This is a genomic window from Serratia sp. X10, from assembly GCF_017811775.1.
GTDB classification, from domain to species: Bacteria; Pseudomonadota; Gammaproteobacteria; order Enterobacterales; family Enterobacteriaceae; genus Serratia; species Serratia ureilytica.
The window spans coordinates 1-13,771 of the sequence record NZ_JAEIOH010000001.1; the positions used below are offsets into that span (position 1 = coordinate 1).

A 13,771-nucleotide genomic window follows, 5' to 3' on the forward strand; every position below is an offset into this window, starting at 1 on the left:
GCCTCGGCGCGCGCAACAAACCGGTATTGCTGACGCCGGGACAAAACACCCTGACGTATACGGTGACGCCGGTGCGCACTCCGGCGACGCTGAGCGCCGGCGCTTACCGCGCGGCGATCGATTTCCGTCTTTATTACGACTAATACGCCGCTTGCGCCTGGCAGGCGCAAGCATAACCAAAGGGAGTGGCGTCATGCGCGCGACAGAGACGAACCGGCGCCGAAGCGCGCTGCTGGGAGCCGGCATGGTGATGCTGGCCGGCATGATGGCGCAGCCGGCGGCTGCGGCGGAAAACATGCGCTTTCACGGTACGCTGGTGGCCGAGCCGTGTGTCATACAACCGGGGGATGAGGACATCCAACTGGATTTCGGCACCATCGTCGACAAATACCTGTACCTGAACACCCGCACCCACAGCCAAACCTTCGCGTTGCACCTGACCGAGTGCGATCTCAGCCTGGGCAATACGGTGGCCATTACGTTTACCGGTACTGAGAACGCCAAACTGCCCGGCCTGTTGGCGTTGGATGGCGGCAGCCTGGCGTCGGGGATCGGCATCGGGCTGGAGGACAGCAGCGGCAAGGCGCTGCCGCTCAATCGCGCCAGCGATAAATTCCGTCTGAACGCCGGCAACACCACACTCACGCTGCAAGCCTATGTGCAGGGAGAGCCGGAAGCCATCCAGACGAAGTCCATCGGCCGCGGCACCTTCAGCGCGGTGGCCACCTTTACGTTGGAATACGAATAAGCGTCTACAAGGACAAGAAACGCAATGATGAGAAAGCACGTCAATCACGCCCTGCGCATGGGGATGCTGTGCCTGTTGGCGTTGAGCGCCGCCGCTTGCCAAAGCCAAAAGCCGGGCAAGCCTGCCGTGAACACCCAAAATCAGGCTGCGCAACCTCCGTCAGAAGAGGTGTTGCGCAAGCAGCGTGAGGCCGAGCAACTGCGGCAGTGTCAGGAGCAACTGGGCGCGTTGCGCACGATCAACGAGAAACAGTATCAGCGCTACAAACAGGCGTTCGACAGCCTGATGAGCGGCGCTTCCCAGTACGCCAACCTGCGCGCCCGGGTAAACGGTGACACGCAGGAGACAGTGGATGCGCTATATCGCTACAAGGTCAACTATCTGTGCGCCGGGGTGAATCAGGCGGTGTTGACCGGGCTGGCGGATCGCGGGGAGCAGGTTAAATGAGGCTGCGTCTGCTGGGCTGTGTCGCTTTGCTGTTCACCGGCGTCGCGCAAGCGGACGACGGCGTGCCGGCGCTGCTGCAGTTTGCCGAGCAGTATCAACGGCAGAATATCGGTCCGGCGACCGAAAAAACGGCGCCGGACGACCGTGCGTCAGGGAAAAAAAAGCGTGAGCCGGCGAAGCGCCTGTCGGACAACAGTCAATCCGCCTCATCGGCCAAAACGTTTACGCTGAGCCAGGAATTATTGGCGCGCGATCAACAGCTGGCGCGCCAGCGAATGGCGCTGACGGCGCTGCGCCAGGAGCTCGCCGCGCTGCGGGCGGAGAAAGCGGTCCCGCCCGTCGCGGCGTTGCCGGATTCGTCAACGCTTCATCAGTGGATCGCCGGGCTGGGCGCCGCCTGGCGCGGTTCGCCCGACGCGCAGCGCGCCGAGGCGCTGTTGCGTCAGGCGACGCAGGAAACAGCCAAAAGCAGAGCGACAGCGGCGCAGGCCGAACGGCGCATCACCGAACTTGAGTCTGCCGCGCAGGCATCGGCACAGACGTTTGCACAACGCCAACGCGAGCACCAGGAAGCGTTGCACGCTCTGCGCGCGGCGTTGGAAGAAAGCGAGCAGAAGCGGGCCGGTGAGCAGAAGGCGACTCAGCAGGCGCGCGAAGACCTGCTGGCGTTGCGTAAGCGGTTGCAATGGGAGATGACGCCGGAGCAGTTGAAGGATGAACGCAAGCGTTTGTCCTATGCAGCGGGCAGTGCGCTGGGGCGGGATATTCAGGGGTTGATGACGGAGCGTCAAAGCTGGGGCGTGCCGGTGGATCGCGACAGCCTGTTGGCGGGCGTTATCGACAGCGTGTCGGGACGTTTGCAGCTGTCGCCGCAGGAACTGAATACGTTGACGGCGCAGGCGGATGCCGCCGCCGTGGCCGCGCGTGAGAAACGCGTTAACCAGCAGCGGCGGCGCGATGACGATTACCTGACGCAGTTCAGGCAACAAAAGGGCGTAAAGCAGTCGGCGATGGGCTTCTGGTATCGGGTGGATTATGCCGGGGAGGGGGTGCTGGCGCCAACGGCGGTGGTCGATGTCGTGGTGAAAGAGAAGCTGACCGACGGCACGGTGATCCAGGATATGGATCTGAGCGGCAAGGTGCTGTCGCAACCGCTGTCCGAATACCCGCCGCTGTTCCGGGAGGCGATAGGTCATCTGCACAACCACGGCTCGTTGACGATGGTCGTGCCGCCGGCGCTGGCCTACGGTGAAACCGGCTACCCGCCGAAGGTGCCGCCCAACGCCACCATGGTTTATGAATTGCGCATCGACAACAGCCAGGCGCCGGCAAAGGGCGTCCAGGCGGTTAAACGGGAAGCCGATACGGCGGGAGGGCAGGGATGAACACGATGATAAAAATCGCGCTATTTGATGAGAATCGATACTTCAGCGCCGGTTGGCAAGAGGCTCTGGCGCTGCACTTCAGCACTTACGGCAAGCGCACGCTGTTAGTGGATGCGCGGCAGGTTCATGAAGCCGATCTGGTGTTCTGCTATTTTCCTCCCGGCGTGCAAAGCTGTTTTTGTCACCTCTCTGAGGCGCAGCCCGTGGGGCGTAAAACGCTGTATTTCTCGTTGCGAACGCCGGAGGGACGGCATAAACGCACCGTCGGTAACCGCTGCTCGCTGGAGGCCGGCGTCATCTACCACGATATGCCGTTGGTTTCGGCGCTGTATCAGGTGAGCGCCGAGCTGGAGAGGCGCAGCAAATGGCCGGGCAGACTGAGCTGTGGCAGGAACTGCGCATGCCAACACCGGGGCTTGACGCTGCGCGAACAAGAGATCATGCGCTGCATGACGCGAGAGATGGGAGTCACGCAAATCGCCCGGATGCTGGATATTAGCGTGAAGACGGTCAGCAATCACAAGATGAGCGTCATGCGCAAAATGGGATTCCGGCGTAATGCCGAACTTTACGGCTGGCTGCGGCACAGCGCTCGTCCCGGGGCTGTGGGGCTTCGCGCGGGCATTCAGCCCGGCGTTGCGGCAGGAAAGGATCGCTATTGAAACGGCGCCGGCCAAGTCACACCGGCCGGCGCCTTAAGTACCTTGCCGTGGCGATCAGTTGCAGGCCACGACCTTGATCGCCAGCCCGCCCTGTGAAGTTTCGCGGTATTTGGCGTTCATGTCTTTGCCGGTCTCGTACATGGTTTCGATCACCTTATCCAGACAAACCCGCGGTTCGCTGGTCCGGCGCATCGCCATGCGTGCGGCGTTGACCGCCTTAACGGCGGAAATGGCGTTGCGTTCGATGCACGGCACCTGAACCTGGCCGGCGAGCGGATCGCAGGTCAGCCCCAAATGGTGCTCCATGGCGATCTCCGCCGCGATGCATACCTGCGCCGGACTGCCGCCGAGCAGCTCGGTCAACCCGGCCGCCGCCATTGAACAGGCCACGCCCACTTCCCCCTGGCAACCCACTTCGGCGCCGGAGATCGAGGCGTTCATCTTGTACAGCGCGCCAATCACGCCGGACGCCAGGAAATAGCGGGTGTAGGAGTTGGCGTTCACCGGGCGGATGAACTTGTCGTAGTAGGCCAGCACCGCAGGGATGATGCCACACGCGCCGTTGGTCGGTGCGGTGACCACGCGGCCGCCGGCCGCGTTCTCTTCGTTGACCGCCAACGCGAACATGTTGATCCAATCGACCACGTTCATCGGATCGATATTGTTCTTGTCTCCGGTCACCAGAATGCGGCGCAGCGCGGCGGCGCGGCGCGGCACTTTCATCGGGCCGGGCAGCAGCCCTTCGGTGTTGATGCCGCGCTCGATACCGGCGCTCATCACCTGCCAGACATCGGCGAAATGCGCGTCGATATCCGCCTTGCTGCGCAGCGCCAGCTCGTTTTGCATCACCAGGCCGGACAAGGACAGCCCGGTTTCCTTGCAATGCTGCTGCAGATCGTGCGCTGATTTGAACGGATAGGGCACCGGCGTGGCGCCCTCGGCGGACTGGCCGAAGTGCTCTTCGTCGACGATAAAACCGCCGCCGATCGAGTAATAGGTTTTGCTGTGCAGCAGGCGTTCACCGGCGAAGGCGCGGATACGCATGCCGTTTTCATGCAACGGCAGGTTGTCGCTGTGGAAGTTCATGCCGCCGTGCAGCGGGAAATCCACCTCGTGGTGGCCGTTGGCCAGCGGCAGGCGGCCGCGTTGCTCAACGTCGCGAATAAAGCCCGGAATGCTGTCGATGTCCACATCGTGCGGCAGGTTGCCGGCCAGGCCCATGATGATGGCGATGTCGGTGTGGTGACCTTTACCGGTCAATGACAGTGAACCGTAGACGTCGACCACCACGCGGGTGGTGTCCTGCAACTGCTGGTGCGCGATCAGCTCGTCGACGAACTGTTTGCCGGCCTTCATCGGGCCAACGGTGTGGGAGCTGGATGGGCCGATGCCGATTTTGAAAATATCGAAAACGCTGACCATGGTCTCGCCTCCTTCTTCAGGTTTCAGGCGGTGAATACGGGAAATGGGGAAGTGCGGGAGGGCCGGCGCGCAAGCGGCGCCGGCCGGGCGTGATTAGCCGAGCAGGCTGAACACGATGGCAGAGATGGCGATCAGACCCATCACAACCACGAACACGTTGCTGATGTGGCCGCTGTACTTGCGCATGGCAGGCACTTTACGGATGGCGTACATCGGCATCAGGAACAGCAGCATGGCGATGATTGGGCCACCCAGGGTTTCGATCATGCCCAGGATGCTTGGGTTCAGGGTAGCGACGATCCAGGTGGTCACCAGCATGAAGATAGCGGTCATGCGGTTCAGCTTGGCGGTGCTGATGGTTTTGCCGCGGCTCTTCATCGATTTGGCGACCAGGCCGTTGAAGCCTTCACGGGCGCCCAGGTAGTGGCCCAGGAACGATTTGGTGATGGCGACGAAGGCGATAACCGGCGCGATGTACTCGATCATCGGGTTGTTAAAGTGGTTAGCCAGGTAAGACAGAATCGAGATGTTCTGTGCCTTGGCTTCCGCCAGGTTTTCCGGGGACAGGCTCAGCACGCAGCTGAACACGAAGAACATCACGGTCAGCACCATCATGATGTGCGCATAAGCCAGAATGCGGGAGCATTTCTTCTCGGCGTCTGCGCCGTACTCTTCGCGTTTGGCGACGGCGAAGGCGGAGATGATCGGCGAGTGGTTGAAGGAGAACACCATCACCGGGATCGCCAGCCACAGGGTCATGATCAGGCCGTGACCCATGCCGGTACCGCTGCCGGACAGCGACACGTTTTCGAAGATGGCGCCGGTCCAGTTAGGGATCAGGTATACCGCCAGCAGCATCAGCACCGCCACGAACGGGAAGACCAGGATGCTCATGGTTTTCACGATGGCCTGCTCACCGAAGCGCACGATGGTCATCAGGCCGACGATCAGGATCAGCGACAGGATGGCGCGCGGCGGCGACGTCATGCCCAACTGGTGGGTAATGAAGCTGTCGACGGTGTTGGTGATCGCCACGCTGTAAACCAACAGAATCGGGTAGATGGCGAAGAAGTACAGCAGAGTAATCAGTTTACCGGCGGTGATGCCGAAGTGCTCTTCTACCACGGCGGTGATGTCTTCACCGGGATTTTTGCCGGACAGAACGAAACGGCACAGGCCGCGGTGGGCAAAGAAGGTCATCGGGAAAGCGATGATGGCCATGATGATCAAAGGAATCAAACCGCCGATGCCGGCGTTGATTGGCAAGAACAGGACGCCTGCGCCGATGGCGGTGCCGTACAGGCCCAACATCCACATGGTATCCGTTTTACGCCAGGTAGTGCTGGAACCCGAAGCCGCAGAGGCAATTGTGCCGGTCTGTGTAGTGTCCATAAATATCTCCGAAGTGAACACGAATTTAAAATTAAAAGGCAAAACTTAAGGTTAAACCGTCAAACGTCCTATTCAGGCAACGCTTGCGGTAAGAATCAGGTGTTGCTTGCGGGGATGTTTTGGCGTCCCCCTGGTTGTTTATTGTGTTCATTACCACAGGCACAGCGCCGGGTAATTCACCAAAGACTTTTCACCGCCACGGGGTGATAAAAGTCGTTACCGCTGCCGACAGGTCTTTGCCTGTCGATTTTTGTTGGCGGCAAGATAACGATTTACAGTAGAAACAACCGTGATCCTGCTCTCAAATGCGTAATATGTGCAGTTATCTGCTTTTTTATCGATTTTTCGCGCATTTGTTGCACATTTGTGTAAGATTTTGTGCTGAAAACGCTCTCATAAAAATTTCTGCGATTATGTGGCTTGTACAATAATTAGCCGGATAAAGCGCTGTGCTCAGCAGCAAGCCGAGCAATATATTTTATGCGTGGTTTTGGATCTAGCTAAAAACCCGGATTAAGCAGTTTTAGTGACGTAGATCACATTGTATTTTTAAGTCAAATGAGTGATATTAATTTGTTTTTAAATGATTTTTATTGAAAATCACCGCTAGTAACGAAGGGAAATTACTTACGTGGTTAGCGGATAAAAATGCGTAACCATTCATCATATAAATAACAGATAGCTAACAGGTATTGGCGAGATTTGCTGCAATAGCCTAACCGGCCGTTTATTTAAACATCCCGGTCTTTGGCGTGATTTATCATATAAAAGCCATAAATAGTCGTTAATTCGTCCAGCCGAAAGCGGGTTTGACCAGAGAGAAAATAATCACTCGGGTGACCTGTTGCATTTTATTAACCTGATGTTGTGTGCGGATAAGCGAAAAATGCGTATCGATTGCGCACTATTTGTTCATCGTGGGCTGTGGGAAGAGAGAGATTTCAGCGGCGCGCCGTCGTTTCCGACGGCGCTGAAGGGGGATCAATAGCGGGTAGCGATGGCGTTATCGTTGAAGAACGCCATGAAGTCGGCGTCCGGCTGGCGATCGGTGATCACCCGATCGAACTGCGTCAGCGGGCCGATACAGGCCGGCTTGATTTTGCCGAACTTGCTGTGATCCGCCACCAGGATCTTTTGCTGCGCCATCGCCATCGCGCGATGCTTCATCTCCAGCTCGTCGAAGTTGAAGCAGGTGGCGCCGTGCCGCAGGCTGAGACCGGCGGCGGAGATAAAGGCGATGTTCGGGCAGATGTGATCGAGCTCATTGCGGCCGCCGACGCTGGAAAAGATGTAGTTGTTCGGTTTGAACTCGCCGCCGCACAGGATCACCTTGCAATTCGGTTTGTCCTGCAGCGCCAGGAAGGTGTTCAGCGAATGGCACACGGCGGTGAAGGTCAGCTCGTCGGCAATGGCGTCGATGATCGTCGGGGTAGTGGTCCCGCAGTCGAAAAACACCGTGTCGTTTTCATTGATCAACGGCGCCGCCAGCAGGCCGATGCGCCGTTTCTCCGTGACCTGTTTGGCTTTTTGATCGGAAACGAAGTAGTTGGTTACGCCGTTGCTGCGCGGATCGGTCACCACATAGCCGCCGAGCAGCACCACCGCCGCCGGCTCGGCGCTCAGATCGCGGCGAATGGTCATCTCCGAGACCCCCAGCAGCGCGGCGGCTTCTTTCAGGTGGATCTTGTCAGCGCGTTTTAACGCCTGAACTAACCGGTTGATACGTTCTTCGCGCCGCGTTTCCATAGATCCGTCTTCCCACAGGTAGTAGAGGTAAAAAAGCGTGCCGCCGTTTCCGGCGCTAAACACAACGATGCGGGGCAATATCGAGCCGCATCGGCCGCCCGTATTGTCCCGCATCGGAGTGTATTGGCTGCGCCCGTCAGGGCGCGCCGACGATCAGTAGCTGCCAGCCGCCGCCTGCGCGCCGGATACGATGGCAACGCCGGAGCTGGTGCCGATACGCGTGGCGCCAGCTTTGATCATCTTCTCGGCGGTGGCGCGATCGCGCACGGCACCGGAAGCTTTCACGCCCATTTCGCTGCCCACCGTCTCGCGCATCAGTTTGACGTGCTCTTCCCGAGCGCCGCCGGTGCTGAAGCCGGTGGAGGTTTTAACGAAGGCGACATCGAGTTCGCGACACATTTCACAAACCTGGACGATCTGCGCATCGCTGAGCAGGCAGGTTTCCAATATTACCTTCAACGGGATCGCCGCGCAAACCTCGCGCACGGCGGCGATGTCGGCTTTCACTTCGTCCAGCAGGCCGCTTTTCAGCCAGCCGACGTTGATCACCATATCGATCTCTTGCGCGCCGGCGGCGATCGCCGCTTTGGCTTCAAAGGCTTTGGCGACGGTCAGACCGGCGCCCAGCGGGAAACCGATCACCGAGCAGACTTTCACGGTGCTTTCCTGCAGCAGCTGGGCCGCCAACGGCACGTAGCCGGAGTTGACGCACACCGCATAGAAGTTGTGCTGCTGGGCTTCTTCGCACAGTTTGGCGATCTGCATTTCGGTGGCGTCCATGGCCAGCAGGGTGTGGTCGACATAGCGGGCGTAATCGATGTTTTCGGAGGTCATCGCGGTTCCTTAATGAAGTTGAGAAAAGAGCGTTGATAGAGGATGTGAAAATAATAACATTACAATGCGGGTAAACCTAGCGGGATTTGAAAAATGTCGACGAGATCATAGTTATCTCACTGTTATATGTATAACTTAGGGGAGGTGTATTTGTTATTTAAATAACATTTCAGCGGCCACTCGCGGCCTGCGCGGGCGAAATGTCGAGGGAAAACGATGAAAATCAACATTGATCTGGTACCTGCCGCGTTCGGGGCGCATCGGCAGGCGCTGTTCCGCAATGCGGATTTCGCGGTGAGCGCCCAACGCTGCGCAGAGCGCGGGCCAATGCTGACGCTGGCGAATCGGCGCGGGGCACTGACGGTCTTGCCGTATCAGGGTCTGGCGATTTGGGACGCTGAATTTGACGGTTACTCATTGAAATCGGGCCGCCGCAGCGGGCGGGGCGCCGGAAGAAAGCGCGATGACGCCGCCGCGTTCTGCCCCGCCTGGCCGAGTCACGACGGCGCATCGCTTCAGATGCAACGCGTGTGGCTGCAACTGGCGGGCGATGAGCTGACGTTGCAGGGTGAAGGCGAGCGGTTGGGCGAGGGATGGCGCATCGGCCCGGCGCTGCGTTTGGCAGCGCAGAGCGCGCAGTTCGCCATTGAGATGAAAGTCACCAATCTGGCCGATCGGCCGCAGCCGCTGCGCTATGTGTGCCGCCTCAACTACGATTGCATTCCCGACGCGGTATTCCGCCAAAACTTGCCGACGCCGGCGCTGTTGGGGGAGGCGCTCGGGCAGGAACTGCTGTGTTCCGACGACCTGTCTCGCTACGTGGACCGAGCCGAATTCTTTATGCTGGCGCCGCAAGGCCGGCGCTATGTAACGCGTTTCGCCACCGGGCAATTCAACTATGGTCTCCGGCGCATCGCCGTTCAGGGCAACCGGCAGTTGCTTTCCTTTATCCAGCCGGCAAACTGCCGCCCGAATGCGCCAGAGGGTGAGGGAGTGATGCTGGGAGCGGGAAAAACGCGGGCGTTCTGCGTGACCACCGGCGTGGTGTGAAATAAGCAGGGGCGGTAACGCCCCTGTCATGTTGTGCGGTTACTCTTTCACCCAACCGCGGCGAATGGCGAAGGCGAACAGGAAACGATACAGGCGTGACAGCCTGTCGGCGATGACATCGCCGAACAGATTCCACACCAGTTGGGCGAACAGGCAGCCCACCAGGCCGAGCAGGAAACCGCCGACCATATCCAGCGGCCAGTGCACGCCGAGGTAAACGCGTGACCAGGCGATGCCGACGGCGACGATCATCAGCAGCACGCCGGACCAAACGCGGTGCCAGAACAGGAACGCCAGCGCGAAGGTAAAGATGGCGGTGCCGTGATCGCTCGGGAACGAGCTGTCCGGCGCGTGTGGCAGGAAGGTATAACCGACGCCGGCGACGAACGGGCGCTCATGCGGCAACAGCGCGCCGATAGCGGAAGCGGCAAGCATGGCGAACAGCAGCGCGATAGTGGTTTTCGCTACCACCTGGCGTTGCGAAACCAGCTGGCTTTGCGGCCCCCACAGCCACAGACCGACGATCAGCAGCGGCACGATGATGATCAGATCGCGCGCCAAAAAGGTGGCGAAATCGATCATCCATTCGGGAGACGCCGGAGTCGCATTGATCCAGGCGAAAAGAAAATGGTTCAACTGTTCCATAACCGTTACCTCGTCTTGCGGCGCCAATAGCCGCTAACCGTCCAATAAATAGCCAACTGGCTTAACCAAACCCACCAACCCGCCCACAGGTTATGGGTAAGAAAATGTGCGCCGCGCATGATCTGACCAAAGCCCATCACCATGCCTAGCGCGATGCCGCCGCACCAACACCACCAGGCGAGGCGCGGACGCTGCGGATAAAACAGGAAAAACAACGCCATCACCGCGAAACCGCTCGAGGCGTGCCCGCCGGGGAAACAGCGGCCGGGGCCCGGCAGCGCCGGTACCGCGCCGAACAGCGGGAAAGACATCGCTTTGCCGCCGTACTCAATCAGATCCCACGGGCACGAGTGCGCGCTGGTGGCTTTGAGAATGCCCACCACCAGCGGGCCGATGCCAATCAGCAGCATGGTCACGATCAGGCGCGCGCTGCGGCGATAGATGCCCCAAAACAGCGTCAGCACCGCGCCTACGATCACTATCTGTTTCAACAGGCGGTGATTGATCAGATCCAGCCAATAATTGTTTTGCCACGGGAAATGCCCGCTGGCGGCATCGTACCAATAGTTGCTGATCGCCCAATCCAGCTGTTCGTTGCGGGAGAGCCACAGAAACGCCAGACCGCTGATCAGCAGGCTAAAAACTTGCCAACGGTAAAAGGATGTCGACAGGGAGTAAAGGGCGGTTGTCTTAATTTGCGGTGTCGTTGAGGATTGATTTAATGACGATTCTGGATTCACGCGCAGGCTCGGTGACAGGATTGAATGACGTCACTGTAATAATTCTGTCTTAAGAAAACCTTAGTCCGCCGGCAAGAAAACCCTCTCTGATACACCCGCTTGTGCGAAGGTAATCGCTTGTTTTTCTCGTCTTAACCCGAGGGGGTGTTGGATAATTGCTCCGGTTAACGGCTTATATCAGGCGATTGTCACTATTTATCGTATATTGTAAAGAAGATTAAACCTGTGGCGGCCTTGACGGTAGTGTATTAGTTTATAGTCGGATTATTTGACAAAGTGTAGGGATAAAACATGAACAAGGCATCCGTTGTATTTTCCGGCCTGCTGATGGCCGTTTCCGCCGGCGCTATGGCGGCGACCTCTGGCGATGACGCAGACATGAGCAAACAGCCGCTGGAAAAAGTCGCGCCTTACCCGAAAGCCGAGAAGGGCATGAATCGCCAGGTGATCTACCTGCCGAAGCAAGAGCACGAAGAGAACTACAAGGTAGAACTGCTGATCGGCAAGACGCTGGAAGTGGACTGCAACCGTCATATGATCGGCGGCACGCTGGAGACCAAAACCCTGTCCGGCTGGGGTTACGACTACCTGGTGCTGGAGAAGCTGTCTGAACCGGCCTCGACCATGATGGCCTGTCCGGACAATACCAAGACCAAGAAATTCATCGCCGCCAACCTGGGCGACGCCGCGATGCAGCGCTACAACAGCCGCCTGCCGATCGTGGTGTATGCGCCGAAAGACGCGGAAGTGAAATACCGCATCTGGAAAGCCGAAGACACCGTAAGCCAGGCCGAGCAGAAATAACCGCCGCCTGACGCCGCTCCGCTGGCCATCCCCGGTTGGCGGAGCCTTTCTCCTTCCCATCTCCTTAATTAATTTTTATTTGTGTATCCGGAAGATTGTTGACTACTTGATATCAAATCAAGGCATTACCACGTCTTCTCAACGGAGTAGCTGGTTGGTGGATGGTTGGAAGTTTGCACCATCTGTTAAAATAATCGTCATCACTAATCGGCTTGGAGCGATAGTTGGGTCACGCACCAGTCCCATACCGAATCTCTTGGGGCAAGAGATTCGGATAATCGTTTTCTAACAAGGAAATAGCTGGGCTCTTTGGTCATAGTCTCATCTGTGACCTGCACTAGACGACCGGCCTCAAGATCCCTTGCCACAAACACTCTGCATGCCAAGGCGATACCCTGTCCAGCCAAGGCTGCATCAAGAGCCAGTGTCGTCTGGTTGAATACCGCACCGGGCAACCTGCCGTCTGTACGCAGAAACGTGTGCCAATTACCGTGCGAGTCATGCAGAAGTGGAAGCTTGCTTAGCAGTTCAGTAGAAAGTGGGAGCTGTAAATCTCTGAGCAAATAGGGGCTAGCCACCGCGATCAGTTCTTGGTGGAACAGCAGTTTTGCCTCCAGCCCGGACGGGAATGGGGGACGAGTTAGCCTCACTGCAATATCTACTTGGTCGCGTTCAAAATCGGAGAGTATCTCGGTTGCAACCATGCGCAACTCCACGTAGGGGAGCGCTGCGTTTAGCTCTGCTAAACGAGGGATTAGAAGCTTCGCGGCGAAGGTCGGTGTAACACTGAGCGTGATAATGTCCGGTCGCCCTAAGAGTCGTTCGGTAGCGTCACTGAGCGTATCAAAAGCGCGTGTAACTTCCCTCAGGTAGGCAGTACCCGGTGCCGTAAGAGCCAGGCCGCGCGGTAAACGCTGAAATAGAGTTTGTCCCAGATGATCTTCTAATGCGCGTACCTGCTGAGCGACGGCGCCATGGGTGACGCCTAGTTCCTCGGCGGCGGCTCGGAAACTTAGTCGACGGCCTGAAACCTCGAAGGCACGCAGTGCATTGAGTGGGGGGAGTTTGCGGCGAGATAGTGTCATGGCAATAACCTATAGTTTTTCTACAGTCTAGGGCGTTTATTTATCACGCGAATTTTCAGCTGTCACCTGAAACAATGCGTTCTCTACTTAACTGAAGGAAGATGTCATGACTGAAGATAAAGTTGCACTTATTATGGGTGGTGGATCCGGTATGGGAGCTGCTGCCGCGCGCAGATTGGCTAAGGGAGGCTATCGTGTTGCTATCTTGTCTTCATCGGGTAAGGGCGAGGCTCTAGCTAAGGAATTGGATGGAGTCGGTGTCACCGGCTCGAATCAGTCAATCGAAGACGTGAAGCGAGTCGTGGATCTGACGATGGCTAAATGGGGTAAGATTGATGCGTTGGTTAATTCCGCAGGTCATGGCCCACGTGCACCAGTTCTCGACATCTCTGACGAGGACTGGCACCACGGGATGGATATCTATTTCCTGAGCGCTGTACGTTCGATCCGTCTGGTTGCACCGATCATGGAAGCGCAAGGTGGTGGGGCCATCGTCAACATTTCGAGTACCTGGGCTTTCGAGCCGTCCAGCGTATTCCCGACCTCCGTGGTATTCAGAGCGGGTCTTGCCAGCTTCACTAAACTCTTCGCCGATGCGTTTGCGGCGAAGAACGTTCGCATGAACAATGTCCTGCCTGGATGGATCGACAGCCTTCCCGAGGTCGATGAGCGCCGCGAAAGTGTACCAATGGGACGTTACGGGACTGTAGAGGAAATCGCCGATACCGTGGCCTTTTTATTGTCGGAAGGTGCGGGTTACATCACTGGCCAGAATATCCGCGTCGATGGTGGCGTGACTCGCTCCATCTGA

The 13,771-nt window shown here is 58.0% G+C and carries 14 protein-coding genes and 1 pseudogene; 8 read left to right on the forward strand and 7 right to left on the reverse strand.

Annotated features, from left to right (window positions below; translation table 11 throughout):
- From J9788_RS24975 to J9788_RS00020, 5 genes and pseudogenes are all read left to right on the forward strand, one after another.
- Nucleotides 1–143: pseudogene (locus J9788_RS24975) on the forward strand (type 1 fimbrial protein); the annotation flags it as partial.
- A 50-nt stretch (nucleotides 144–193) separates the two neighbouring features.
- On the forward strand, nucleotides 194–748 hold the full coding sequence (locus tag J9788_RS00005; protein ID WP_033642504.1) for a fimbrial protein: 555 nt from the start codon (nucleotides 194–196) through the stop codon (nucleotides 746–748).
- 24 nt (nucleotides 749–772) lie between these two features.
- The gene (locus J9788_RS00010) at nucleotides 773–1,195 is read left to right on the forward strand and encodes a hypothetical protein (RefSeq protein ID WP_046686746.1); all 423 of its coding nucleotides are present in this window, start codon (nucleotides 773–775) and stop codon (nucleotides 1,193–1,195) included.
- A complete protein-coding gene (locus J9788_RS00015; RefSeq protein WP_046897039.1) occupies nucleotides 1,192–2,580 on the forward strand; it encodes an FKBP-type peptidyl-prolyl cis-trans isomerase N-terminal domain-containing protein in 1,389 nt (462 codons plus the stop codon). Before J9788_RS00010 ends, J9788_RS00015 begins: the two co-directional genes overlap by 4 nt.
- A complete protein-coding gene (locus tag J9788_RS00020; RefSeq protein ID WP_044031566.1) occupies nucleotides 2,577–3,242 on the forward strand; it encodes a helix-turn-helix transcriptional regulator in 666 nt (221 codons plus the stop codon). The genes J9788_RS00015 and J9788_RS00020 overlap by 4 nt, the downstream gene beginning before the upstream one ends.
- 54 nt (nucleotides 3,243–3,296) lie before the next feature.
- Here the strand turns inward: J9788_RS00020 and J9788_RS00025 are convergent, their stop codons facing one another.
- The 4 genes from J9788_RS00025 to deoC form a co-directional block, all read right to left on the reverse strand.
- A complete protein-coding gene (locus J9788_RS00025) occupies nucleotides 3,297–4,664 on the reverse strand; it encodes an L-serine ammonia-lyase (RefSeq protein WP_033642507.1) in 1,368 nt (455 codons plus the stop codon).
- 93 nt (nucleotides 4,665–4,757) lie between these two features.
- Complete coding sequence (locus tag J9788_RS00030) at nucleotides 4,758–6,056, reverse strand: HAAAP family serine/threonine permease (protein ID WP_182264815.1); 1,299 nt, start codon at nucleotides 6,054–6,056, stop codon at nucleotides 4,758–4,760.
- A gap of 981 nt (nucleotides 6,057–7,037) precedes the next feature.
- Entirely contained in the window at nucleotides 7,038–7,802 is a 765-nt protein-coding gene (deoR, locus tag J9788_RS00035) for a DNA-binding transcriptional repressor DeoR (protein WP_042784074.1), read from the reverse strand.
- 153 nt (nucleotides 7,803–7,955) lie between these two features.
- A complete protein-coding gene (gene deoC / locus J9788_RS00040) occupies nucleotides 7,956–8,636 on the reverse strand; it encodes a deoxyribose-phosphate aldolase (protein WP_033642510.1) in 681 nt (226 codons plus the stop codon).
- A gap of 216 nt (nucleotides 8,637–8,852) precedes the next feature.
- Between deoC and J9788_RS00045 the strand changes: the two genes are divergently transcribed.
- On the forward strand, nucleotides 8,853–9,686 hold the full coding sequence (locus J9788_RS00045) for a hypothetical protein (RefSeq protein ID WP_182264814.1): 834 nt from the start codon (nucleotides 8,853–8,855) through the stop codon (nucleotides 9,684–9,686).
- Between the two features lie 39 nt (nucleotides 9,687–9,725).
- Here J9788_RS00045 and ybjG read toward each other — a convergent pair whose 3' ends face one another.
- Nucleotides 9,726–10,331 (reverse strand): undecaprenyl-diphosphate phosphatase, encoded by a 606-nt coding sequence (ybjG, locus tag J9788_RS00050; protein ID WP_033642512.1) that lies wholly within the window; start codon nucleotides 10,329–10,331, stop codon nucleotides 9,726–9,728.
- Between the two features lie 5 nt (nucleotides 10,332–10,336).
- The gene (locus J9788_RS00055) at nucleotides 10,337–11,071 is read right to left on the reverse strand and encodes a phosphatase PAP2 family protein (protein WP_182264813.1); all 735 of its coding nucleotides are present in this window, start codon (nucleotides 11,069–11,071) and stop codon (nucleotides 10,337–10,339) included.
- Between the two features lie 291 nt (nucleotides 11,072–11,362).
- Here J9788_RS00055 and eco point away from each other — a divergent pair, with 291 nt between their 5' ends.
- Nucleotides 11,363–11,875, forward strand: a complete 513-nt coding sequence (gene eco / locus J9788_RS00060; RefSeq protein WP_033642514.1) for a serine protease inhibitor ecotin — start codon at nucleotides 11,363–11,365, stop codon at nucleotides 11,873–11,875.
- A 203-nt stretch (nucleotides 11,876–12,078) separates the two neighbouring features.
- Here eco and J9788_RS00065 read toward each other — a convergent pair whose 3' ends face one another.
- Complete coding sequence (locus tag J9788_RS00065) at nucleotides 12,079–12,960, reverse strand: LysR substrate-binding domain-containing protein (protein ID WP_182264812.1); 882 nt, start codon at nucleotides 12,958–12,960, stop codon at nucleotides 12,079–12,081.
- A 106-nt stretch (nucleotides 12,961–13,066) separates the two neighbouring features.
- On the opposite strand from J9788_RS00065, the gene J9788_RS00070 reads away from it, so the two are divergent.
- Entirely contained in the window at nucleotides 13,067–13,771 is a 705-nt protein-coding gene (locus J9788_RS00070) for an SDR family oxidoreductase (RefSeq protein ID WP_094142959.1), read from the forward strand.

Bases quoted from the DNA above. Each gene is read 5' to 3' on its own strand.
- J9788_RS00005 (WP_033642504.1), top strand. From the start codon at position 194: ATGCGCGCGACAGAGACGAACCGGCGCCGAAGCGCGCTGCTGGGAGCC.
- J9788_RS00010 (WP_046686746.1), top strand. From the start codon at position 773: ATGATGAGAAAGCACGTCAATCACGCCCTGCGCATGGGGATGCTGTGC.
- J9788_RS00015 (WP_046897039.1), top strand. From the start codon at position 1,192: ATGAGGCTGCGTCTGCTGGGCTGTGTCGCTTTGCTGTTCACCGGCGTC.
- J9788_RS00020 (WP_044031566.1), top strand. From the start codon at position 2,577: ATGAACACGATGATAAAAATCGCGCTATTTGATGAGAATCGATACTTC.
- J9788_RS00025 (WP_033642507.1), bottom strand. From the start codon at position 4,664: ATGGTCAGCGTTTTCGATATTTTCAAAATCGGCATCGGCCCATCCAGC.
- J9788_RS00030 (WP_182264815.1), bottom strand. From the start codon at position 6,056: ATGGACACTACACAGACCGGCACAATTGCCTCTGCGGCTTCGGGTTCC.
- deoR (WP_042784074.1), bottom strand. From the start codon at position 7,802: ATGGAAACGCGGCGCGAAGAACGTATCAACCGGTTAGTTCAGGCGTTA.
- deoC (WP_033642510.1), bottom strand. From the start codon at position 8,636: ATGACCTCCGAAAACATCGATTACGCCCGCTATGTCGACCACACCCTG.
- J9788_RS00045 (WP_182264814.1), top strand. From the start codon at position 8,853: ATGAAAATCAACATTGATCTGGTACCTGCCGCGTTCGGGGCGCATCGG.
- ybjG (WP_033642512.1), bottom strand. From the start codon at position 10,331: ATGGAACAGTTGAACCATTTTCTTTTCGCCTGGATCAATGCGACTCCG.
- eco (WP_033642514.1), top strand. From the start codon at position 11,363: ATGAACAAGGCATCCGTTGTATTTTCCGGCCTGCTGATGGCCGTTTCC.
- J9788_RS00065 (WP_182264812.1), bottom strand. From the start codon at position 12,960: ATGACACTATCTCGCCGCAAACTCCCCCCACTCAATGCACTGCGTGCC.
- J9788_RS00070 (WP_094142959.1), top strand. From the start codon at position 13,067: ATGACTGAAGATAAAGTTGCACTTATTATGGGTGGTGGATCCGGTATG.